The 23,970-nt window shown below is 42.0% G+C and carries 23 protein-coding genes; 17 read left to right on the top strand and 6 right to left on the bottom strand.

The window, feature by feature from the left end:
* Positions 1-249: 249 nt before the first annotated feature.
* Positions 250-2,301: a cytochrome c biogenesis protein CcdA gene (locus D0T84_RS02245; RefSeq protein ID WP_163305491.1), complete on the top strand. Its 2,052-nt coding sequence runs from the start codon at positions 250-252 to the stop codon at positions 2,299-2,301.
* A gap of 62 nt (positions 2,302-2,363) precedes the next feature.
* On the top strand, positions 2,364-3,146 hold the full coding sequence (gene mazG / locus D0T84_RS02240) for a nucleoside triphosphate pyrophosphohydrolase (protein WP_163305489.1): 783 nt from the start codon (positions 2,364-2,366) through the stop codon (positions 3,144-3,146).
* 80 nt (positions 3,147-3,226) lie between these two features.
* On the opposite strand, the gene glgP is transcribed toward mazG, so the two are convergent.
* A complete protein-coding gene (gene glgP, locus D0T84_RS02235) occupies positions 3,227-5,812 on the bottom strand; it encodes an alpha-glucan family phosphorylase (protein ID WP_163305487.1) in 2,586 nt (861 codons plus the stop codon).
* A 163-nt stretch (positions 5,813-5,975) separates the two neighbouring features.
* A complete protein-coding gene (locus D0T84_RS02230; protein WP_163305485.1) occupies positions 5,976-7,628 on the bottom strand; it encodes a glycogen/starch synthase in 1,653 nt (550 codons plus the stop codon).
* 142 nt (positions 7,629-7,770) lie between these two features.
* Between D0T84_RS02230 and D0T84_RS02225 the strand changes: the two genes are divergently transcribed.
* The 9 genes from D0T84_RS02225 (at position 7,771) to D0T84_RS02185 (ending at position 13,008) form a co-directional block, all read left to right on the top strand.
* Complete coding sequence (locus D0T84_RS02225) at positions 7,771-8,052, top strand: hypothetical protein (protein WP_163305483.1); 282 nt, start codon at positions 7,771-7,773, stop codon at positions 8,050-8,052.
* Positions 8,049-8,591, top strand: coding sequence for a 1-acyl-sn-glycerol-3-phosphate acyltransferase (locus D0T84_RS02220; RefSeq protein ID WP_185155673.1), 543 nt, complete (start codon positions 8,049-8,051; stop codon positions 8,589-8,591). The genes D0T84_RS02225 and D0T84_RS02220 overlap by 4 nt, the downstream gene beginning before the upstream one ends.
* Before the next feature lie 51 nt (positions 8,592-8,642).
* Entirely contained in the window at positions 8,643-9,428 is a 786-nt protein-coding gene (locus D0T84_RS02215) for an amidohydrolase (protein ID WP_163305479.1), read from the top strand.
* 44 nt (positions 9,429-9,472) lie between these two features.
* A complete protein-coding gene (locus tag D0T84_RS02210; protein WP_255495132.1) occupies positions 9,473-10,261 on the top strand; it encodes an META domain-containing protein in 789 nt (262 codons plus the stop codon).
* 200 nt (positions 10,262-10,461) lie between these two features.
* On the top strand, positions 10,462-10,932 hold the full coding sequence (locus tag D0T84_RS02205) for a DUF4252 domain-containing protein (protein ID WP_163305475.1): 471 nt from the start codon (positions 10,462-10,464) through the stop codon (positions 10,930-10,932).
* A 43-nt stretch (positions 10,933-10,975) separates the two neighbouring features.
* Positions 10,976-11,479 carry a DUF4252 domain-containing protein gene (locus D0T84_RS02200; protein WP_163305473.1) on the top strand — a complete coding sequence of 168 codons (504 nt, stop codon included), beginning with the start codon at positions 10,976-10,978 and terminating at the stop codon, positions 11,477-11,479.
* 1 nt (position 11,480) lies between these two features.
* Positions 11,481-11,978, top strand: coding sequence for an RNA polymerase sigma factor (locus tag D0T84_RS02195; protein WP_163305471.1), 498 nt, complete (start codon positions 11,481-11,483; stop codon positions 11,976-11,978).
* On the top strand, positions 11,975-12,532 hold the full coding sequence (locus D0T84_RS02190) for a hypothetical protein (RefSeq protein WP_163305469.1): 558 nt from the start codon (positions 11,975-11,977) through the stop codon (positions 12,530-12,532). The genes D0T84_RS02195 and D0T84_RS02190 overlap by 4 nt, the downstream gene beginning before the upstream one ends.
* Positions 12,529-13,008, top strand: a complete 480-nt coding sequence (locus tag D0T84_RS02185; RefSeq protein WP_163305467.1) for a DUF4252 domain-containing protein — start codon at positions 12,529-12,531, stop codon at positions 13,006-13,008. Before D0T84_RS02190 ends, D0T84_RS02185 begins: the two co-directional genes overlap by 4 nt.
* Before the next feature lie 295 nt (positions 13,009-13,303).
* On the opposite strand, the gene D0T84_RS22760 is transcribed toward D0T84_RS02185, so the two are convergent.
* Entirely contained in the window at positions 13,304-13,438 is a 135-nt protein-coding gene (locus D0T84_RS22760) for a hypothetical protein (protein ID WP_255495131.1), read from the bottom strand.
* A gap of 1,550 nt (positions 13,439-14,988) precedes the next feature.
* Here D0T84_RS22760 and D0T84_RS02180 point away from each other — a divergent pair.
* Positions 14,989-17,127 carry a S9 family peptidase gene (locus tag D0T84_RS02180; RefSeq protein ID WP_163305464.1) on the top strand — a complete coding sequence of 713 codons (2,139 nt, stop codon included), beginning with the start codon at positions 14,989-14,991 and terminating at the stop codon, positions 17,125-17,127.
* Between the two features lie 347 nt (positions 17,128-17,474).
* Here the strand turns inward: D0T84_RS02180 and gap are convergent, their stop codons facing one another.
* The 3 genes from gap to D0T84_RS02165 all read right to left on the bottom strand — a co-directional run bounded on the left by gap (position 17,475) and on the right by D0T84_RS02165 (position 20,745).
* A complete protein-coding gene (gene gap, locus D0T84_RS02175; protein ID WP_163305461.1) occupies positions 17,475-18,479 on the bottom strand; it encodes a type I glyceraldehyde-3-phosphate dehydrogenase in 1,005 nt (334 codons plus the stop codon).
* 263 nt (positions 18,480-18,742) lie between these two features.
* A complete protein-coding gene (gene rluF, locus D0T84_RS02170; protein WP_163305458.1) occupies positions 18,743-19,621 on the bottom strand; it encodes a 23S rRNA pseudouridine(2604) synthase RluF in 879 nt (292 codons plus the stop codon).
* A gap of 110 nt (positions 19,622-19,731) precedes the next feature.
* Positions 19,732-20,745 (bottom strand): NAD(P)-dependent oxidoreductase, encoded by a 1,014-nt coding sequence (locus D0T84_RS02165; protein WP_163305456.1) that lies wholly within the window; start codon positions 20,743-20,745, stop codon positions 19,732-19,734.
* Between the two features lie 182 nt (positions 20,746-20,927).
* Here D0T84_RS02165 and rpmB point away from each other — a divergent pair, with 182 nt between their 5' ends.
* The 5 genes from rpmB to rimO all read left to right on the top strand — a co-directional run bounded on the left by rpmB (position 20,928) and on the right by rimO (position 23,957).
* Positions 20,928-21,167, top strand: a complete 240-nt coding sequence (gene rpmB, locus D0T84_RS02160; protein ID WP_163305453.1) for a 50S ribosomal protein L28 — start codon at positions 20,928-20,930, stop codon at positions 21,165-21,167.
* Between the two features lie 18 nt (positions 21,168-21,185).
* Positions 21,186-21,374 (top strand): 50S ribosomal protein L33, encoded by a 189-nt coding sequence (gene rpmG, locus D0T84_RS02155; protein ID WP_163305450.1) that lies wholly within the window; start codon positions 21,186-21,188, stop codon positions 21,372-21,374.
* A 13-nt stretch (positions 21,375-21,387) separates the two neighbouring features.
* Positions 21,388-21,549 carry a DUF4295 domain-containing protein gene (locus D0T84_RS02150; RefSeq protein ID WP_006842173.1) on the top strand — a complete coding sequence of 54 codons (162 nt, stop codon included), beginning with the start codon at positions 21,388-21,390 and terminating at the stop codon, positions 21,547-21,549.
* 155 nt (positions 21,550-21,704) lie between these two features.
* Positions 21,705-22,658, top strand: a complete 954-nt coding sequence (gene ftsY / locus D0T84_RS02145) for a signal recognition particle-docking protein FtsY (RefSeq protein ID WP_163305448.1) — start codon at positions 21,705-21,707, stop codon at positions 22,656-22,658.
* Between the two features lie 3 nt (positions 22,659-22,661).
* On the top strand, positions 22,662-23,957 hold the full coding sequence (gene rimO, locus D0T84_RS02140) for a 30S ribosomal protein S12 methylthiotransferase RimO (protein ID WP_163305445.1): 1,296 nt from the start codon (positions 22,662-22,664) through the stop codon (positions 23,955-23,957).
* Positions 23,958-23,970: the final 13 nt, after the last annotated feature.

Raw genomic sequence — 23,970 nt, 5'->3', positions numbered from 1 at the left:
TTAGAGTTTATATTCAATAAGATTATATATGGTTTATTCTCTGTGATTTAATTGCCTCCTGCTTTAGCAGGAGGATAATAGTCTAATCAGATAATGGCTTTAGCCAAAATGTTTTGACTAAAGTCGTTTTCTATCTGTATTATTATCCACGACTTGAAAGTCGTGGCAACAAAAACTCCTAAAAATATGCATCTTACTCTTTTATTGAATATAAACCCTATTATATAATCACTTATATAGATATTCTTTATGAAAAAAATAGTAGTATTACTGATTCTGTCGATTGTTGCAGCCATTTCGGCTCATGCGCAGCAACCGGCTTCGTGGACAACTAAGCTTATAGATAAAGGAAACGGGGAAGTAGAGTTGACAACCACATTCCGTATCGATCCTACATGGCATATATTTGATATTACTATACCCGAGAACGGGCCAATGCCTACAACCATATCAATAGATAAGCTGAAAGGCGCAACGAAAGTAGGTAACCTAAAAGCCGTCAATTCCAAGTTGAAGCGGAAATATGACGATATATTCCAGATGGAATACGGCTATTATGAGAATCAGGCTACATTTGTTCAAACTCTTAAGATAACAGATAAGGCCGCTTTCTTGCTCGAAGGAGATTTTCGCGGTCAGGTCTGTAGCGAAATAGACGGTCAGTGTATCCCGATAAAGATCGATTTGGACTTTAAGCCTAAAGACCTTCCTGCCTCAGTGGTAGCCGCTGCGGATAGTAGTACGGGCAGCCCTACGGGTGAGGCTCCATCGGGAGGGGAGACGGTAGCGTTGGTTCCGGTTGATAGCTTATCACTGTCTTCTGCCAGTACAACCGTAAATGCAACCAGTGACGAACTTTGGGCTCCTGTGACAGATGAACTGAAAGCGTATGGTGCTGCGGGCGATACATCCGACCAGTCTCTGTTTTGGATTTTTCTCGGAGGTTTTGGCGGGGGGCTGATTGCCTTGCTTACCCCGTGTGTATGGCCTATGATCCCGATGACCGTCAGCTTCTTCCTCAAACGCAATAAGAAAAGCAGGGGAAAGGCGATAAAAGACGCGGTAACTTATGGCATAGGCATCATTCTCATCTATGTGACCCTTGGGCTGTTGATTACAGGTATATTCGGTGCCAGCGCGCTGAATGACCTGGCTACCAGTGCTATATTCAACCTTATATTCTTTGCCCTGCTGGTGGTATTTGCCATATCGTTCTTCGGAGCTTTTGAGATGGTTCTGCCTTCTTCGTGGACAAACAAGATGGATCAGAAAGCCGATTCTACCACAGGTATTATCAGCATATTCTTTATGGCGTTTACATTGGCGCTGGTTTCATTCTCTTGTACCGGGCCTATTATTGGGACATTACTGGTACAGGCCGCCGGTTCGGGCAGTATTGTGGCGCCGGCTATAGGAATGTTTGGCTTTGCCGTGGCACTGGCTATACCATTTTCGTTGTTTGCCATTTTTCCGTCATGGCTTGAGAGTATGCCGAAGTCGGGCGGATGGTTGAATTCGGTGAAGGTAGTGTTGGGATTCCTCGAACTGGCTTTAGCGCTTAAGTTCTTATCGGTAGCCGATTTGGCATATAAATGGGGAATCCTTGACCGCGAAATATTCCTTGTATTATGGATTGTGATATTCGTACTGCTTGGCGTATACTTGCTGGGCAAATTGAAACTGCCTCACGACAGCGACCTGAAGCATGTTTCGGTGCCTCGTTTGTTTATGGCTATCATTTCATTCGCGTTTGCCATATATATGGTGCCCGGGTTATGGGGTGCGCCACTGAAAGCGATTAGTGCGTTTGCTCCGCCTTTGTATACACAGGATTTCAGTTTATACGACGGAGTCGTCCATGCCAAGTTTGAAGACTACGAAGCAGGTATGAAATATGCGCAGGAAAAGAACAAGCCTGTTATGATTGATTTCTCGGGTTATGGTTGTGTCAATTGCCGTAAGATGGAAGCATCTGTGTGGACAGACCCGCGGGTAAAGCAACTGCTCGATGAAGAATATGTGCTGATTACCCTTATGGTAGACGATAAGACGAAGCTTAAGGAAGAGAAAGAGGTAGAACTTAACGGGAAAAAGACAAAGCTGAAAACGATAGGCGATAAGTGGAGTTATCTCCAAAGTCATAAATTCGGCTTTATCTCACAGCCATATTATGTCCTTCTCGATTATAACGGAAAACCGATAGGCCCGTCTTATGCCTACGATGAAGATATCGATAAATATATCGAATTCCTGAAGAAAGGCCTGGATAACTTTAAGAAGAAGAAAGAAGAGGTAAAATAAAATGGAAGCAGGTAGAAAGCTTTCTTTTCTAAATTAAGTTCTATCATTTACTTATATTACAAATGCATACAAGAGAGCAGAAGATGGAAGCCTTCGGAAGGCTTCTGGACATCATGGACGAATTGCGGGTAAAGTGCCCGTGGGACGCCAAACAAACAAACGAGAGCCTGCGTACAAATACAATAGAAGAAGTATATGAACTGTGCGAGGCCATTATACAGAACAGTGACGAAGCCATAAAGAAAGAATTGGGAGATGTTCTGCTTCATGTCATCTTTTATTCGAAGATAGGAGAAGAAAAGGGAGCGTACGATGTCGCTGATGTATGCAATGCACTTTGTGATAAGCTTATATTCCGTCATCCTCATGTTTTTGGCGACGATGCGGCCAAGACAGCCGGAGAGGTGGAGAAATCGTGGGAGCAGATAAAATTGAAGGAAAAAGGGGGGAACAAGACTATCCTTGAGGGGGTTCCGGCTTCACTGCCATCCATCGCTAAAGCTCACCGTATACAAGACAAGGCCCGTAACGCCGGTTTTGACTGGGAGAAGAAAGAGGACGTGTGGGATAAGGTGTCGGAAGAGTTTCAGGAACTGAAAGCGGAAATATCCGGCATGGATGAAGATAAAGTGGAAGCTGAGTTCGGGGATGTATTCTTTAGCCTTATCAATGCGGCACGCTTGTATAAGGTCAACCCTGATAATGCATTGGAACGTACAAACCAGAAGTTTATCCGCCGCTTCAATTATATAGAACAGGAAGCAAAGAAGCAGAATAAGAACCTCAAGGATATGACCCTTGCCGAGATGGACATCCTGTGGGATGAGGCTAAGGGGAAGGAATAGGCTTCCGGCTTTCTTTTGTTGAGAAACAAAAAAGCTGCATTACCATGTAATGCAGCTTTTTCTATAATAGTGCTTGTCGTTTAAATCCAGCGTACAAAAGCAAAGTCCTGACGGTGTGCCATATCCGGATGTTTAGGATATACACGGTAAGCGAAGTTGCATATACCCGGAATCTTAGCTACGGCGTTCAATTCAAAGTATAATTTAGAGCCTTCTGTCTTAACCAGCTTGAACTCTTCGGAAGACAGGAACTTGTCAACTTTCTTTTCTGCATCATATTCAGTAAGAACGCCGTCAACACCCAGATCTCCGGTCATGTCTTTTCTGTCGATGATTACTTCCACCTTCATTTTCTCTCCTTCGGTAAAGCTTGTGGATGGGAAAGCGTTTCCGTCTTTTATATCCTGACCGTTGAACGTCAGTTTCTCAACAGTGAATTTATCCCAGTTGGCAGCCGTATTTTCTTTCCATGCAGCCAGCTCTTTCGCTTTGGCATAGTTGTTAGCTGTCACCAGTTTTACACGGGCTTGCTCAGGCTTATAGAAGTTCTTGATATAATCGTCTATCATGCGCTTTGTAGTATACTCAGGCGCGATATGGGCGATAGAGTTCTTAATATATTGTACCCACTCAGGAGAATAACCCTTAGAATTGCGGGCATAATAAAGAGGCAGTATTTCGTTTTCGAAAGTAGAATAGATCTCTGCCGCATCCAGTTCGTCCTGATATGCCTGATTAGAATATGTACGCTTGTCGGTCAGGCACCAGCCTGCATCCTTGCGGTATCCTTCGTACCACCAGCCATCGAGTACAGAGAAGTTAAGTACACCGTTCATTTCGGCTTTTTCGCCGGATGTACCCGAAGCCTCCAACGGACGGGTAGGTGTATTCAACCAGATATCCACACCTGATATAAGGCGCTTCGCTAAACGCATATCGTAATTCTCAAGGAAGATAATCTTGCCAAGGAATTCAGGGCGGCGGGATATTTCCACTATTTGTTTGATCAAACCTTGTCCGGCACCATCGGCAGGATGTGCTTTGCCTGTATATAAGAACTGTATCGGATATTTCTCGTTGTTAACCAGCTTAGCCAAACGGTCAAGATCGGTAAACAACAGATGCGCACGCTTATATGTAGCAAAACGGCGTCCAAAACCTACTAACAGTGCATCCGGATTGATTTTGTCTACAATGTTGAATATTGCCGAAGGGGCTTTCTGGCTCTTTATCCAGCCTTCTTTCATCTGTTCCTGAACATAGTTGATAAGGCGTTTTTTCAGGATAAGACGTACATTCCACAGGTCTTCGTCTTTTACGCTGTAAATGTTATCCCATATCTCGTGGTTAGACTGGTCTTCATAGAAGTTCTTATCGAAGGTCTTTTCATACAATACCTTCATTTCCTTTGCTGTCCATGTTGGCAAGTGAACGCCATTGGTAACATGTCCTACATGCAGTTCTTCGGGGAAGTAAGCCGGCCATACAGGCTGGAACATGTGGCGCGATACTATTCCGTGCAGGTAACTTACACCATTTGCTTCGAGGCAAGTATTCAGCGCGAATACACTCATGCTGAATTTCTCTCCGCTTCCCGGATGCTCGCGGCCCATATCTACAAACTCCTGCCACGAAATACCTAATCTTGCAGGGTAGCTTCCAAGGTATTTACCCAGAAGGCCTTCGTCGAAATAGTCGTGTCCTGCAGGCACAGGCGTATGCACTGTATATAAGCCCGAAGCACGTACAACTTCAAGTGCCTGATTGAATGTCAAGCCTTCTCCTTCGATGAGGTCAAGCAGGCGCTGAACATTGATCAGGGCTGCATGTCCTTCGTTACAGTGATAGACTTCTTTTTTGATACCCAGCTTGTTAAGTAAGAGGATACCACCGATACCTAACAGGTATTCCTGTTTCAGGCGGTTTTCCCAGTCCCCGCCATATAACTGGTGTGTGATCGGCTTGTCGTATTCACTGTTTGGATCTATATCGGTATCAAGTAAGTAAAGGCTGATACGGCCTACATTTACTCTCCATACATTTGCGTATATATCTCTGTCGGGATAAGGTACGGCAAGGATCATTTGATTTCCGTCCTCATTCAATACCGGTTCAAGAGGCAGGTCGGCGAAGTTTTGCGACTCATAGTTTGCTACTTGTTGGCCGTCGGGAGAGATCGATTGGGTAAAATAACCGTAACGATACAAGAACCCGACTCCGGTAAGGTCTACATGACTGTCGCTAGCCTCTTTCAGGTAGTCGCCGGCAAGTACGCCTAACCCCCCTGAGTATATTTTCAATACATGCGAAAAACCATATTCCATACTGAAATATGCGATTGATGGTTTTGATGTATCGTACTTTTGAGACATATATGTGTCGAATTTCTTGATGACGTTTTTGACTTTGCTCATTAAAGTCGCGTCTTTCAGAATTTCGTCTATTCTTTCATAAGATAGCTTTTGTAGTAAGATAACAGGATTGTTGTCTGATTCTTTCCATAGTTTCGGATCGAATTCTGCAAACAGGTCGGTTGCATCGTTGTTCCATACCCACCATAGGTTGCGTGAAATTTTCTCCAGCGGTAATAGCTCCTTTGGCAGATTTACTTGTGTATGCGCACTTCTCCATGTAGGAGCGTTCGAATAACTTGCTTTAATTCTCATAAATGTTAATATATTTAAACTTGTATAGATTATTCCCTAAATCGAATAAAAAACTGTTTGTGTATACGTCACAAGGTACAAATATAACATATTTGCAGCCCCTTATGTTTGTAATTTGTGAATATAGTTATCATAAAAGTTGCAAACGTTTGCAGAGGACAGCTTACTTTCTGCCGGCTGCCGCGTTCAATGCGATATCGTAGGCTTCTTCGTAATATTTGAAAAAATGAGCCCAGTCGGCCAGTGCCGCCCTGTCCAGTGCCGCTTGGCGCAGGATGCGTTCCTGTTCGGCACTTTTGGTGGTCATCTCAAATACCCTGTTGCAGATATCTTCCGAAACCTCGATGAAGTTGTAATCGTCGCGTGTAACGACTTCCGCTCCGTCATCCATACCCCTTTCATCTCCCATCTTACGCATCCAGAGACCGAATCCGGCGAGTGAAGTAGTGATGGTAGGAACAGAAAAGGCGATGCTTTCGTGTGGAGTATATCCCCACGGCTCATAGTATGACGGGAAAACCGTCACATCCATACCAATGAGCAGGTCGTAATAAGGAACATTGAAAATGCCGTCATTGCCATTCAGGTACGACGGAACGAAAATGATCTTTACCCGGTCTTCTTTTCCGTTCTGCATACGCAGGTATGAAATCTGATTCAATATCGAATCGTTATTCATATTCTTGATCCAGTGGGTAATATGGGGGTAACTCAATGATGAGTCGGGAGTCTTCTTTCCTTTCAGCCGTTCCTGCAGATCGGAGCGTGGAGAATCGATCCATGCGGGAACCATTATGAAGGCTATGACATCTTTTTCAAGCTGTTTGATGTGTTCCAAGCGGTTCATCGCGTCAATGAATACGTCTATACCTTTGTTCCTGTATTCGTACCGGCCGCTGGTAGCTACCAGAAGCGCATCTTCCTGGATGTCATACCCCAATAGTTTCTCGCTTACGTTTATCAGCATTTTGCGGGCTGCCAGGCGCTTTGTCTCATGTGCTTTATCCACAGGGATAAAGTCTTTCTCAAACCCGTTAGGTGTTACCAATGGGTCGCGGTGCAACAACTGGCGGCATTCTTTTGCCGTAATGTCGCTAACTGTAGTGAAGCAATCGACTTGTTGGGCGGCGATCTTTTCTACCGAATGTTTCGACTCCATATTCAGCTCGCGTGCCATCTGGTCGCTGTCGTATACCGATAAATAATTATATAACGGTTTGCCGTTTCCGGCTATAGAGCGCCCTATAGATGTGGCATGTGTAGTAAATATAGTACCTACCTTCGGCAAACGGTCTTTTATATATAATGCGCCCATTCCCAGCATCCATTCGTTGAAGTGGGCTATCACCTTTTTCTTTTCCAGGTGGTAGAATTTGTAGAAGCTTTCGATAACGGTGCCTGTGGTGTAAGCAAACATGCAGGCTTCATCATAGTCGCCGTAAGCATGGAGGGAATCCACTCCGAATTTGTTCCACATGTATCCGTAGATGGCATCCTTGTGTGGATACATTTTTTCGAATCCGGTTAATATGACAATCGGTTTGCCGGGAACCAGCCATCTGCCGACCCTTACATCCAGCCTGTCGTACGCTCTGGCTGTTTCCACCCAATCTGCGAATAAATCCTTATCTTCTTCAAACCAGGGATTTTCTTTATCTTTCCAAATATCAGGACCGATAAATATAGCTTTGTCCTTATGTTGGTCTTGCATCGTTTTTGCCTTGGTGGAAAGAACGGTGTAAATTCCTCCTACTTTGTTGCATACCTCCCAACTGGTCTCAAAAATATAATCGGGATTATTGATTCGCTTTGCCATATTTGATATTAGCTACTGCCTTTTTGTTTAAACTTAAAAACTATTAAATAGGGTGACAAGTATCTTTTTTTAGTACCTTTGCCACGGTTTTTACGGACGCCAAAGATAGCAAAGATAATAACATATTAAATATAATTTGACTGTGAGTAGTAGAAGAATGCTTAAAAAAAGTATAAATGCAGCGATGGACTTGCTCTATATCGATTGCATATTTTACAAAGTTTTTGTCGTGGATGCCGATCAGGCGGCGGCAGATAAAGTAATAAACCGCATAGCTGAAACTCAGTCCGAATTCCTGAAACGGGTAAATGTGAATGAGGGCAAGGATGTGAAAGGAAGAGTTAAAGCTTACTTCAAAAAAGTGCAGGCTGATTTTAAGGAGCAGGTTAATGCTATTGCTAAAGAAATAGAAGCACTCGGTTGATGAAGAGTTTATGTAACTTTATACTCCGTCTTATAGGATGGAAAATAACTGGGCAGACCGCATTGCCCGATAAATGCGTTATTTGTGTAGCCCCTCATACAAGTAACTGGGATTTGCCGCTGGGACTGATCGTTTATAAATCGATGGGAAGGAAAGCCTCATTCCTTATAAAAAAAGAATGGTTCTTTTTCCCGATGAATATTTTGTTCAGGGCATTGGGCGGAATCCCCGTAGACCGTTCCAGAAAATCGTCACTGACCGAACAGATGGCGGAGATATATGCGCGCAAAGACAACTTCCAGTTAGCGATAACCCCCGAAGCTACGCGTAAGGCAAATGCCGAATGGAAAAAAGGATTCTACTTTATAGCCATGGAAGCCGAAGTAGCTATTGTAGTTGCCGCCCTCGACTATGGGAAGAAAGAGGCCGACTTTAAGGCTATTGTGATGCCTACAGGCAACGTGGAAGATGATATATCTAAGATAAAAACTTATTATAAAGGTGTGACAGCCCGTCATCCCGAATATTTTTCGATGTAAGCCCCTCCAACCTCCCCGAAGGGAGGCTTGAGGTTTGTAATTAATAAAAATATGGGAGATATTGTGCTTAGAGTGAGCCTCGTACAATATGATATTGTCTGGGAAGACAAGAAGGCTAATCTGGACTATGTAGAGAATGCAATTAAAGAACTTGCAGGAACTACAGACCTCATCGTACTGCCCGAAATGTTTTCTACAGGATTTACGATGAACAGCCATAATATGGCGGAACCTGTTGATGGAGAAACTATCTCCCGTCTGAAAGAATGTGCCCGACAATATGATGTAGCTATCTGCGGGAGTTATATTGCCAAAGACGGAGATAGCTATTACAACCGTGGATTTTTTATTACCCCACAGAAAGAATACTATTATGACAAACGCCATTTGTTCCGCATGGGAAGCGAGCCTCAATCGTTTTCTGCCGGAGAAAAACGATTGATCGTTGAACATAATGGCTTCAATATCTGTTTGCTTATATGTTACGACCTTCGGTTCCCGGTATGGGCGCGCAATGTCGACAACGAGTACGATCTGCTTATCTATACCGCTAATTGGCCGGCCTCGCGCCGGAAGGTATGGGACGCATTGCTGACAGCACGAGCCTTGGAGAATATGGCTTATGTATGCGGCGTAAACCGGATAGGTGTTGATGGTAACGGCTTGTCGCATAGCGGACTTTCTAAGATGATAAACGCCCGTGGCGAGGATATGTTATCGATAGAACCGGATACAGAACAAACAAAGACTGTCTCCATATCGAAGGATGAACTGGAGCACTTCAGGGCAAAATTTCCTGTTTGGAAAGATGCCGATAGGTTTGATATTAAAATTTAAAAATAAGATTGACTATGAAATGTTTTTTTAAAACTGCTGCTACTATGCTTGCAGTACTTACATTTACTTTTGCTACACAAAGTTGTAGCTCTGTAAAGCCTTTGGATAAAGCTCAGTTGGAAAATCAGACATGGGCGTTGAAAACGCTTAACGGCGAAGATGCAAAACTGTCATTTACAGGTAAAATACCTGATCTGAAATTTGATTTCTCAAAGAATACCGTGTCGGGAAACGGCGGCTGTAACGGATATGGCGGCGACTTTACACTGAACGAACAGAATGTATTTTCCGCGCCTAATCTGGTATCTACAATGATGGCCTGCATGGACGCAAATAAAGAGCCGGAATTTTTCAAATTACTCTCTACCCCTGATCTGGAGGTAAACCTGACCGAAGATAGCCTGCTCACTTTTTCGCAAGGGGATAAAGTTGTCCTCGAATTCCAGCCTGTCGTATCTTTTACATCTCCTGTAATCTCTAAAGGCCTTGATGTCTCTCCCGAAAACCTGTCGGGGAAATGGAACCTGACTTCCATCGCAGGAGAAGATATGGCTGCGCTGTTCCCTGACAAAGTGCCTACAATGGAGATAGCGGATGGTAAAGTATCCGGCAATGCAGGATGTAATAACTATCGCTGTACGTTTAAGTTGCAAGATAATGTAATCACGTTTGGCCCTGCTATGGCAACCAAAATGGCTTGTCCTGCACTGAAAGGAGAAACTACATTCTTATCTAAACTGGCAACACCGCTACAGGTAAGTTTAAATGAAAATGGGCTCGTACTTATGCAAGAAGGGAATGAGGTTCTTACATTTGCACGGGTAGCGGAATAATATAAAGGATATATATTTTTTTACAGGCTGTATTTTATTGAAATACAGCCTTTTTTGTTTTATGCGATTTTTTTTTCACTTTTGCTGTAACAAATTTATATACTGCTCCGTCTTAATAATTGAAAACAGATGATAGCGCACATCGGATAAGTTTTTTATTATTATAGAATGTATAACAGCAACAATTAAAAAAAACGATTATGAAAAAGTATATATTTTGTCTGGTTTTAGTTCTTTCACTAAGTCAATTATCATATAGCCAAAGTTTGGGCAACCTGATGAACAGCGTATCGAAAGCGGAGAATGTGGATAAGGTAAAGATAGGGCGTTTTATGATGAGCCTGGGGAAAACTTTCGGCGGAGTAGGCAACATGCCGGTAGCCAGAGGGATACACTCACTGGAAGTATACGATTTGTCGGGGTGCGACGCCGCTTTTAAGCAAAACCTGCAGGAGCAAATGTACACATTGAAGGACGGAGACGGGTATGAGACATTGATGACAGTAAATGACAAAGAAAACAATGTGCGTATCATGATGAAGAAAGATAAAAATATAATCAAAGATATGATAATCCTTTGCCTTGGCGATGACGACCCTGCCATTGTAAAATTTTCGGGTAAAATAAAAGAAGGCGACATCGCCGAATTGATTAAGAAGTATGATAAATAGTATCCTATAAGATATAACGTAAACACAATTAAAAGTAAAAATTATGAAAAAGTATCTGTTCTCTTTGGTAGTAGCTTTAATCGCCACTCAATTTATTTCGGCACAGGATTTAAACGCTTTGATGCAAGACATGTCTAAAGTAGAAGGAGTGCAACATCAGGTAGTAGACAGGGCTATGTTGGATATGTCAATAAAAGCTGCTTTAGAAACTGATTCGACAGGAGAACTAAAATCGAATATGCCGGCCTTTATGGAAAAACTCGATTCGGTGGTCGTAGTTGCTATAGAAAATTATAGTCCGGAGGTAAAAACGAGGTTCGAAAGCGAACTTCAAAATTTCAAAGACGGCAACGGCTATACAACACTACTGACAGTGAAAGACGGTAGTGATAATGTACGCATCATTTCTTACAAAGAAGGAGACCGCCCTAAAGGAGTTTTTATACTGGTGCTGGACGAAGAAGATGCTGTAGTCGTAAAAATGTCGGGCGAACTCGATGAATCGGATCTGGAAGAAATAATTAAAGAACAGGGTAAAAACAAATAGGATGGATGCGGAAACTTTCAAGAAAGTGTTTCTCCCATACCATCAGAAATTATACAGGATAGCATACCGGATAGTGCAGGATGCGGCAAACGCCGAAGATATAGTTCAGGAATCATTTATAAAACTCTGGAACAAACGGGATGAGCTGGGGAATATAGATAATACGGAGGCTTTCGCCATTATCATCCTTCGCAATACATGCCTCGATTACCTGAGAAAAACAAAGAATGACTACCATACATCTTATGATGCGGATATACCGGAAACGACATCATTGTCCACGCAGATAGAAATACAGGATGATGCCAAATATGTGAAGTCATTGATAAATAAATTACCTGAACAGCAACGGCAGGTAATGATGCTAAAGCACTGGGACGGATACACGGATGAGGAGATAGAGAACATGACGGGGATCAGCCCGGGCAATATACGGGTTATACTGTCGAGGGCACGTAAAACCATCAGGGAACAATATACTAAAATAGAACAGCGATGAATACATACGATATAAAGAAATTGATAGAGGCTTTCTACCTCGGCGAGACTACAGCGGAAGAAGAACTGCGACTGTTGAGCTATTTTCAGGGAGAGGATGTAGCAGATGAGCTGCTTGACGAAAAAGAGGTCTTTCTTGCTATGTATAAATCCGAAACTATTGATGTTCCGGCAGGATTAGAATCGAAGTTGAACAATCTGATTGACGGTCTGGCATCGCAGGAAACTACCGAAGCACCTCTGGAAAATACAGCACGCAGGCGGTCGTTATGGTTGAAGGCAGGCAGTATAGCAGCCGGGATAGCCATCCTTGTCTCAGCCGGAGTTTACTTCAATAGCAAAGCGGATACGACCCCTCCTATAGCGGAAGGACAGAGCGGAACGATGAGCAAAGAGGATGAACAGAAAATAAAAGAGGCGCAGGAAGCATTGATCTTATTATCATCCAAATTTAACAAAGGATTGGATCAGTTGGCTGTAGCGTCGGAAAATATGGATAAGACAAACGAAATATTAAACAAAACTTTCAACCGTAAAAAAGATAAAGAATCATGAAACTAAAAGGATTATTATTGATGTTGGTGTTTATGTTCAGCTTTATAGCTGTACAGGCACAAGATAAGATGTTTGAGCGATTTTCCAATAACAAGGATATTACTACTGTGTATATTTCAAAAGCATTACTCTCTATGGTACCTAATATGGCAGGTGCGGATATGGGCGGAGTGAATGTGAAATCGTTAGCAAATAAACTGGAGCAACTCGAAATATATACAAGTGATAGCAAAAAGGCGTTCAAGGAAATGCTCTCTGAGGCAGATGCCATGAAAAAGAATAAAGCGTACGAAACGCTGATGTCAGTCAAAGATAAAGATCAGGTAGTCAATTTTTATGCGCAGAGAGACGGGAATGGCAAATTCAAAGACCTGATAATGTTTGTGAATGAAGAGAGCGAATGTACGGTTATCCGCATCGTAGGTAACTTTACTATGGAAGATCTGCAAAAGGTTGTGAATAGCGCCAATGACTAAAAGGTTGGATATTAAGAAGCTGGAACGTTTGCTGTCGCATGTCATCCTGACCGCAGGAAAGGATTCCGACCCTAAAAGAGTCACGCGGTGTTTCGTTCCTCAGCATGTCCCGATGACCAGGCTTTTCAAGCCATTTTTCTAACTCTTGATGCGTATTGAAACCTAAACGGTAGGAGACCCCGGGTGAGAATTCTCCGGGGTCTTTAGTAACTGTTTAAATTTGATTGGCATTATTTCAAATATATTTTTTTCTTTTTATCCGCAGGTTTAGCGGGCTAAACCAAGAGTAAAAAGTCTAAGTACATGACAAAATTTTATATCCTGTTGTAGGGGCATCCCCTTGTGGGTGCCCGTAAACGATGACAAGCGGGCAGGGACAAGCCACTGCCCCTACATCGTCTCCAAATCGTGTTTGAATAATTTTTGTCATGTACTGTGGTAAAAAGTAGAAAATAGAGAAAGAAGAATAAAAATAAGAGCCAAAGAGCAATCAAAAACAGTTATATGAAATATTTTCGGTAAAATTTAAACAACTACTTATTTTGGTCGGAAAAAATTATCTTATATAGAGTCTGTTTAAATTTTACCAAAATATTTTATTATTAATGTGAATCAGTATTTCGTTTTGTTTAAATTATGTGTTCTTTCATTTTTTGCATAAAAGCCATCTTGGTTTAAAGCTTTTATCATTAGCTTCCTGCTGCCGCGCCCTCCCGGGCTTGCCCTTCCTTTTGGCATTGCCCAAAAGGAAGCAAAAGGCTAGTGCTTCGTCCCTCGGCGACCCACCAACGGCTTGCCGGCTAAACGGGACGAAACTCGCCTTCGGCTCGGACAACATCCCGTTTCACGCCGTCTGCACCGGGTGGGTACCCCGCCTGCGGAACTTATGCACGGAGCCGCAATGCGATGACAAGTATTTCGAAAACGGCTATTCTCGTCAGGCGTCAGCCAGCGCCGTTAGCAAGCGTACGGGATACCCACCCGGTGCAGGCGGCGTAGAATGAAGTGCGGGCGCTTTTAAGCATCGTCTGCCAATCATCGCAAAGATGAGATTTTCATCACTTCATTCAGCCGACAAGCCGATGGTGGGTCGTACAGCGAAGCGGGGCGCAATGCTTTTTTGCTTACTTTTGGAGCTTCGGCCAAAAGTAAGGTAAGCAATCTGCGATTGCGCGCAGGATAAAAAATAAAAGAACGTTTTAAGTAGCGAGAGCAGAACTGAATTAAAAATTCATGTTATGCCGAGTCACGCAAAACGACTAATGAAATTGAACGTTTTAAGTAGCGAGAGCAGAACTGAATTAAAAATTCATGTTATGCCGAGTCACGACAAACAACGTTCACAGGAGCGAAGCGTATGTAAAAAACTATCTCAAAAATAGTACTAAAAATTTGAACGAATAAAATTTAAACAGACTCTAAAGCTCTTTCCCGTAATTAGGTTGAAGAAGAAGTGACAATCCGAAACAATAAAAGAAGTGTCACCTTTGTCACTTTTTCAGAAAGAGACTGTAACTTTTGCGCCGAAAAAGGAGGCTTTGAAGAGTCTTTGGGGCTAAAACTCTGAAGTTCACTTTGTGTACTCCGTGGTAAAAAGCAAATTGCTCAGAGAAAAAAGATAACAATGGAAAAGAATAAAGAAGTGCGATGAAAGAAGTGTCACTTTTTTGGGTAGGTTGTCAAAAATAAGAAGTTTAAAAAATTATAACTAATGCGAATCAAGGGTTAAATATGCTATTCTTGTCCCTTTAGGGACTGAATGTTGGTAGAAAGATGCTTTAACCTGTCTATTACGTGCCGTCAGGTACGCAATATGTGCATAACAATTCACGTTTTGTACCTGACGGCACAAAAAAACGAATTTCATTCATGTTTTTACCAATATGATGTGCCTGACGGCACATTTAACCCTTGATTCGCATAACTATATAATAACGTCAATACAGTTTGAATAATAACTTAATCTTGCATTTAATTCGTATGAAGAAAATAATATTTTGTAGTCTTACATTATTTATTCTTATGTCGTGTACAACAAATGACAAAGGGGGCTTTAAGCAAGCCGCTGCTCCCGTTGCAGAAAAGAAAGAGCATGTCCGTATCATACATGGCGATACGGTAGTTGATAATTATTACTGGATGTACGATTATTTCGGAAAAGGGCCAGACAGCACACTTGTTGTAGATTACCTGAAAGCAGAGAATGCCTATCTGGATACCGTGATGAGCGGAACGGTGCAATTTCAGGATGCTTTGTATAACGAAATGAAAGGCCGTATAAAGGAGACTGACGAGAGTGTCCCTGTACTTAGGAACGGATACTATTACTATAGCCGTACAGAAGAAGGGAAGCAATACTTCAAATATTGCAGGAAAAAAGGCAGCCTCGCTGCTCCTGAAGAGATTTTGCTGGATGTGGATAAAATGGCAGAAGGGCATTCATATTATGCAGTGGGTGGTATTTCTATCAGCGATGACAACAAGCTGATGGCTTACGGTGTGGACGAAGTGAGCCGCAGGCAATACACCATCTATTTTAAAAACCTGGAGACAGGAGAAGTGTATAAAGAAACGATTCCTAACACCGGTGGCGGCGCTACATGGGCGGGTGACAATAAAACAGTCTTCTATGTGTCAAAGAATCCGGTAACACTGTTGACTGAGAAAATCAAACGTCATATCTTAGGTACAGATGTCTCATCAGATGTTGTCGTTTACGAAGAAAAAGATAAGAGTAACTATATCGGAGTAGGCAAAAGCAAGAACCGGAAATATATCTATATCCAGTCACAGGCAACGATGTCTTCCGAAACCTTCTATATCGAGGCCAGTAAGCCGGCATCTGCTTTCAAATCTTTTCAGCCGAGAATGAAAGATGTCATCTATTTTGTAACACCATTGGCTGATAAGTTCCTCATCTATACCAATAAGGATGCCAGGAACTTTAAAGTGATGGAATGCCCGTTGGATAAGACCGGAGTTGAAAACTGGAAAGAATATATTCCCCATCGTGCAGATGTCTTGTTGGAAGGAATTGATGAATTTGAGGATTTTATTGTTATAGAAGAACGTAAAAACGGGTTGGTTCAGCTCTGCGTACGCAACCTGAAGGACGGCGGTGAGCATTATATCGATTTCGGGGAGCCGGCTTACACTGCATATACATCTTCCAATCCGGAGTATAATACCACCGTGTTGCGTTATCGCTATACATCACTGACTACACCAAGCTCTACCTACGACTACGACATGGTTAGCCATAAAAAGACATTGATGAAGCAGCAGGAAGTTGTAGGCGGTTACAATGTAGGCGATTACCAGACCGAAAGGCTGTACGCGACAGCCAAGGATGGTACCAAAGTGCCTATCTCGCTTGTGTATAAAAAGACAACGCAGAAAAGCAGTTCTACCCCTTTGTTACTCTATGGCTACGGTAGCTATGGCAGCAGTATGGATGCGTCGTTCAGCAGTACACGGTTGAGCCTGCTTAACAGAGGTTTCATTTATGCGATTGCCCATATCCGTGGCGGCCAGGAAATGGGACGCCAGTGGTACGAAGACGGTAAATTGCAAAAGAAGATAAATACATTTACCGACTTTATCGACTGTGGCGAATACCTCGTTTCTGAGAAATATACAGGAAAAGGACATCTGTATGCATCCGGAGGCAGTGCCGGAGGCCTGCTGGTAGGGGCGGTTATCAATATGCAGCCCGACCTGTGGCATGGGGTGGTTGCAGACGTGCCTTTCGTAGATGTGGTAAACACGATGCTGGATGAGAGTATTCCCCTTACTACCAATGAGTTTGACGAATGGGGCAATCCGAAGGACAAGGAAGCCTATGATTATATGAAGAGTTACAGCCCTTACGAGAATGTAGAGAAGAAGAATTATCCGAATATTCTGGTTACAACAGGTTTGCACGACAGTCAGGTACAATATTTTGAACCGGCCAAGTGGGTAGCTAAACTTCGTGAGATGAAGACCGATAATAATGTACTGATACTGAAAACCAATATGGAGTTCGGGCATGGAGGTGCCAGCGGACGGTTCGATTATCTGAAAGATGTGGCATTGGAATATGCATTCCTGTTCACACTGGAAGGGATTGATAAATAAGAGTAAGGAATGGGAATTGTCGCTGATTGTAAGAATTAACGCCACGAAGTGGCAGGTTACTTCAGCCCAATGTAAAGCGTTGGGGGCAGAAATGCGCAAGGATTAAGAGACGCGCTGAAAGCGCAGGTTATAGTACTCTGTATATTGGATTTAACCTGCGCTTTCAGCGCGCTGTTTCCACTTTGTCTTATTTACCCAAGGAGGCACTTCGTTTGCCATTGGGCTGAACTAAGGCAGGCTTTCAGCCCTGAACGACAATATGGGATACATCCGTTTGGGACAGAGATCTTTGAAATAAAAAAGAGCTACCCATTTGAGCAGCTCTTTCTATATTGAGATAATAGCTATTATGCGTTAACTTTAGCCATGTGAGCGATAAGTTCAAGCATCTTAGTAGAGAATCCCCACTCGTTGTCATACCAGCTAACAACTTTTACGAAAGTCGGGCTCAATTGGATACCGGCTTTAGCGTCGAAGATAGAAGTGCGAGGGTCGCCGATAAAGTCAGAAGAAACAACAGCATCTTCAGTATATCCAAGAACACCTTTCAATTCGCCTTCCGAAGCTTCTTTCATAGCTTTACAGATTTCTTCGTAAGAAGTTTCTTTAGCAAGACGAGCAGTCAAGTCAACAACAGAAACGTCAAGAGTAGGAACACGCATTGACATACCGGTAAGTTTTCCGTTCAGTTCAGGGATAACTTTACCTACAGCCTTAGCAGCACCTGTTGATGAAGGGATGATGTTGCCGGCAGCAGCACGTCCGCCTCTCCAGTCTTTAGCTGAAGGTCCGTCTACTGTTTTCTGAGTAGCAGTAGTAGCGTGTACTGTAGTCATCAAAGCTTCTACGATACCGAATTTGTCATTCAATACTTTAGCGATAGGAGCAAGGCAGTTAGTAGTACAAGAAGCGTTAGAAACGAATTGTTCACCTTTTTGGTAAGTCTTTTCGTTCACACCGCAAACGAACATACGAGTGTCGTCTTTTGAAGGACCCGACATTACTACGTATTTTGCACCTGCATCGATATGTAATTGAGCTTTTTCTTTTTCAAGGAAAAGACCAGTTGATTCAACGATATATTCTGCACCTACTTCGTTCCATTTCAAATCAGCAGGATTTCTTTCAGCTGTTACGCGGATAGCGTTCCCGTTTACAACCAATTTACCGTCTTTAACTTCAACTGTACCGTTGAATTTGCCGTGAATTGTGTCGTATTTCAGCATATATGCCATGTATTCAACGTCGATAAGGTCGTTGATACCAACAACTTGAATGTCATTTCTGCTTTGTGCAGCACGGAATACAAGACGACCGATACGTCCAAAACCGTTAATACCTACTTTAATCATTTTGTTTTAATTTTTATAGTTAAAAAATCGAGTATATCCTATATAAACGCTTTAGAATCAGATAAAGATTTATGTTATAAAACATGCTTTTCTAAAGGCTGTACAAAGATAGTAAAAATATTTATTAAATGGTTTATAGTTTACTTATTTTTAAGATTGAAAAGCTCGTTCTTTGTAGTGGTAATCACATTTTTAGCTATTTTGTAAAGTCGAGGTTGCGATCCAATGTCTTTAGTTAAATTGAATGCTTCTCATTAATTATTTTAAGGTCGGCGTCGCGGCGTCGCCTTTGTTTTACCATTCCGTTGACCTGACGGTTTATTCTCTTTATAACTTGTTGATTTATTCCACTCTTTATTTGTGTTGTTGGCCGGTTTCTTTTTAGGTTGGGATGTTTTCACAGGTTGTTGTGGTTTCACTTTCTTTTTGGGTGAACTTTCTGTTTTTACAGATGATGCTGTCTTTTTTCGCAGTATTTCCACCTCCTCTTGTGTGAGATTGCGCCATTTGCCTGTTTTTATATTACCCAGTTTAATGTGCATGATGCGTACACGCTCCAGCCTGAGTACTTTATATCCCAGATATTCACACATGCGTCGTATTTGCCTGTTCAGCCCTTGTCGCAGTACGATGTTGAATGAATGGGTTCCGGTTTTTACGACTTCGCATTTGCGGGTAACGATACCCAGTATTGGTATGCCGTTTTGCATTTTATTTACAAAATCCTCATTTATGAGCTTGTCCACTATAACGGAATATTCCTTTTCATGGTTGTTGTCAGCCCTCAGCATTTTATTTACAATGTCTCCTTCATTGGTCAATATAATCAGGCCTTGCGAGTCTTTATCGAGCCGCCCTATCGGGAAAATCCGTTCTTCATGTCCTACTGCATCAAGTATATTGTTATGTTCACCGGGGTCTGTGGTGCTGACAATCCCCAGAGGTTTATTATAAGCTATGAAGATGGGGCGGTTATTGTTAATGATTGTTTCCCCATATATTTTCACCTCCTGCCCATCGAGAACCTGGCTGCCAATGGTAGCTCTCTTCCCGTTTATGGTTACACTCCCCTGTTCGATAAGCTTATCTGCTTCGCGACGTGAGCAATAGCCACTATCGCTTATGTATTTATTTATACGCATAATTCAGTTACAAGTTGCTTTGCCCTTTGGGCAGTTATGAGTTATAAGTTGATTGGCAAATAACTTTGCCGCTTTGCACCAATGGCTGGTTTGCTAATCGGCATATTAACCTATAGCCAGTTATTGTCTTTATACCATTTTACCGATTCTTCCAATCCTCTTCTTAAGTTATATTTGGGGGAGAAGCCAAGGTCGTTTACCAGTGGAGTAATATCACACTCCCAGTTGCGTTGCTTCATTATTTTATATTTATCCCTGTTGAGTGTCGAAGGTTTCTTTGTCAGTTTGGATATGTCTTCTGCTATTACCGATATTCCTTTTAGCAGCCAAAGAGGTACTTTCAGGCTGAGTACATGCTTTCTCCCTATTACCTCCTTTACCAGTTGTGTATATTCTTTATCTGTATATACGTCTCCGTCTGCGACAAAATAGTCTTTGTTTTGTACATGGCTCTCAAGTCCAGTAAATATGATGTCTACAAGGTCTTTTACATATATGAATGTCAGATGCTGGGGCTTAAAGCCTGCTCCGACATCCAGTCCTGCCTTTACGGTCTTTATCATCAGGAAGTAATCCTTCTCCCGTGGGCCGTATACTCCTGTCGGACGGAATATCAGATATGGGAAGCCGCTTGTCGCCTGAAGGTATTTTTCGGCCTTCAGTTTGCTTATCCCATAAGCCGTATTCGGATTTGGGGTGTCTGTTATTTTTAGGGGGGTATAGTTTATTTCGTCCCCAAGGCCGAATGCGCTCAGGCTACTCATTAATACGAATTTTTCGGGAACCGTATCTGCTTCTTTTAAGGCATCTATAAAGTTTGCCGTATTCCGAAAATTGACTTTGTCAAAGTCGTCAGGATTTAAGCACTTTGTCACTCCTGCATTGTGTATAATATAATCCAGCTTGCCATGCTTCTCCTTGAATTCTAATAGCTGCGCAATCAGTCTCTCTTTATTATTGAATTCTAGATCGAGAAACTGAATACGCTGATCCTGCAGGTATTCGCGGCTGCTGCTTTTGCGTATGCCTGCCCAAACCTGATAACCCTTTTCTAGCGCTTTCTCTACGAGGAAGCTGCCTATAAATCCACTGGCTCCGGTTATTAATATTTTCTTTGTTCCCATCTCATGTGCAAATTTACAATATATATTGTATTGCCTGTATTTTAATACGAAGAAATTTATTTGTCAAAAAAAAGAAGAACTTTAACCTTTTAAATATTTGTAAGTTTGAAAAATATAACTAAATTTGCAACCCGAAATTGCACGCGGAATAATAAAAAACGAATATAAAAATAACGATAGCGATGTCCAAAATTTGTCAAATTACAGGAAAAAAAGCTATGGTTGGCAATAATGTTTCTCACTCTAACAGAAAGACAAAGAGAAAGTTTAATGTCAATCTTTTCAGAAAAAAATTCTACTGGGTAGAAGAAGATTGTTGGATCAGCCTGAATGTTTCTGCTGCCGGTCTTCGTACAATTAATAAAATTGGTTTGGATGCTGCACTGAAAAAAGCGGCTACAGACGGGTACTTGAACGCTTAATAAAAGGAGACCGAAGAAATGGCTAAGAAAGCAAAAGGAAACAGAATTCAAGTGATATTGGAGTGCACAGAGCACAAAGCCAGTGGTATGCCAGGCACATCACGTTACATCACTACTAAAAACAGAAAGAATACAACAGAAAGACTTGAGTTGAAGAAATACAACCCGGTTCTTAGGAAAATGACTGTTCATAAAGAAATCAAGTAAAACAATATAAACCATGGCAAAGAAAGCAGTAGCGGGTTATCGTGATGCATCTTCTAAAGATGGTCGTAACTATGCGAAAGTAATAAAAATGGTAAAGTCGCCGAAAACAGGTGCTTATACATTTAAAGAAGAAATGGTTCCGAACGAATCAGTAAAGGATTATTTTACGAAATAATTTTGTTAAAAATATTTAAAAAGCCTCCTTCATTCTCATGTAGGGAGGTTTTTTATTATCCATTTTGTAGCTTTGTATTAGCATGATACAAGGCTATATATGTTCGATAACAACTAGTGTCAGACGATGCTTGAAATTCAAAAAGAATAAAATCTATGGGATTATTTGATTTCTTTTCAAAACAGAAAAAAGAAACGCTAGATAAAGGCCTGGAAAAGACCAAAGAGTCAATGTTCTCCAAGTTGTCTCGTGTTGTCGCCGGAAAATCGAAAGTAGATGAAGATGTACTGGATGATTTGGAGGAAGTATTGATCGCTTCCGATGTGGGCGTAAATACAACATTGAAAATTATAGGACGGATAGAGAATCGTGTTGCTAAAGATAAGTACGTCAATACAGATGAACTCAATTCTATACTCAGAGATGAAATAGCAGACTTGCTGACAGAGAATAATACGACAGATTCGGATGATTTCTCTATCGCCGAAGGCCATAAACCCTATGTGATAATGGTTGTAGGTGTAAATGGTGTAGGGAAAACAACTACTATAGGTAAACTTGCAAACCAGTTTAAGAAGGCAGGGAAGTCTGTTTATCTTGGAGCCGCCGATACCTTTCGTGCCGCTGCTGTAGAGCAATTGGTTATCTGGGGCGAGAGGGTAGGAGTGCCGGTCGTAAAACAGTCGATGGGGTCTGATCCTGCTTCCGTTGCGTTTGATACATTGAGTTCGGCAAAAGCAAATAATGCCGATGTAGTCATTATAGATACCGCAGGCCGTCTGCACAATAAGATTGGGCTGATGAACGAACTTACCAAGATTAAAAAAGTAATGGATAAGATTGTTCCCGGAGCGCCACATGAGGTTTTACTCGTGCTGGATGGCTCCACAGGGCAGAATGCCTTTGAGCAGGCTACCCAATTTACGGCGGCTACCGATGTTACGGCGTTGGCTATTACCAAACTGGATGGAACGGCAAAAGGTGGTGTTGTAATAGGAATCTCGGATCAGTTTAAGATTCCGGTAAAATATATTGGACTAGGAGAAGGTATTGACGATTTGCAGGTCTTTAGGCGTAAAGAGTTTGTCGATAGCCTTTTTGGAGCATAAAGAATGAAGAAAAACAGAATTGACGTCATAACGCTGGGTTGTTCTAAAAATCTGGTAGACTCAGAGTTGCTGATGAAGCAGCTTCTGGCAAATGGCTACACAGTAAAACATGACCCAGATAAATCGGAAGGGGAAATTGTTGTAATCAATACCTGCGGATTTATAGGCGATGCAAAAGAAGAGTCTATTAATATGATTCTTGAATTTGCTGAAGCAAAGAAAGAGAGGAAGCTAAACAAACTTTTTGTAATGGGATGCCTTACAGAGAGGTATATGGATGAGCTGAGAGCAGAGATTCCGGAGGTTGACAACTTCTATGGAAAGTTCAATTGGAAAGCCCTTATCTCCGATTTAGGCAAGTCATTCAATCAGGATATTGCGTTGGAAAGGAGTATTACTACACCAAAGCATTATGCTTACCTGAAAATTTCGGAGGGGTGTAACAGAACATGCTCTTATTGCTCTATCCCCATTATGACAGGAAAACACCAGTCGCGTCCAATGGAGGAGATTGAAGAAGAAGTGAAACGTCTGGTTGCTGAAGGAGTGAAGGAGTTTCAGGTAATAGCGCAGGATCTGTCTTTCTATGGATATGATAATTACAAACAGGCCAAGCTTCCTGAGCTGATTGAACGTGTAGCAAAGATAGAAGGAGTAGAATGGATACGCCTTCATTATGCATATCCGGCCAACTTCCCTTACGACTTGCTAAGGGTAATGCGCGAAAATGATAACGTGTGTAAGTATCTGGATATCGCATTGCAGCATGTAAGCGATAATATGCTTTCGAAGATGCGGCGCAATATATCCAAAGATGAAACATATAACCTGATAAAGCGTATCAGGGAAGAAGTTCCCGGAATACATCTGCGTACTACGTTAATGGTCGGGCATCCCGGAGAGGCTAAAAAAGATTTTGAGGAACTGTTGCAGTTTGTCAGCGATATGCGTTTCGAAAGGATGGGGGCGTTCCCATATTCACACGAAGATGGCACTTACGCATACGAACATTACAAAGATAGTATCTCTGACGCCGTAAAACAGGAGCGTATGGACCAGCTGATGTCGGTGCAGGAAAAGATAGCTTTTGAAACAAATGCGGAGAAAGTGGACAGAACCCTAAAGGTTATTGTGGATAAAGAGGAAAGTGATTATTATATAGGGCGTACAGAGTACGATTCGCCCGAAGTAGACCCGGAAGTCTTGATAAAGAAAAATAAAATGCTTAATATTGGGGAGTTTTACAATGTTAAGATAACAGATACACAGTCTTTTGACCTGTATGGGGAAGTAATTTAACCTTAAAGTAAAA

This window comes from Dysgonomonas sp. 521, assembly GCF_010501055.1.
GTDB lineage: Bacteria > Bacteroidota > Bacteroidia > Bacteroidales > Dysgonomonadaceae > Dysgonomonas.
The sequence above is the reverse complement of the archived record's forward strand: the minus strand, read 5'-3'. Positions and strand labels throughout refer to the sequence as shown.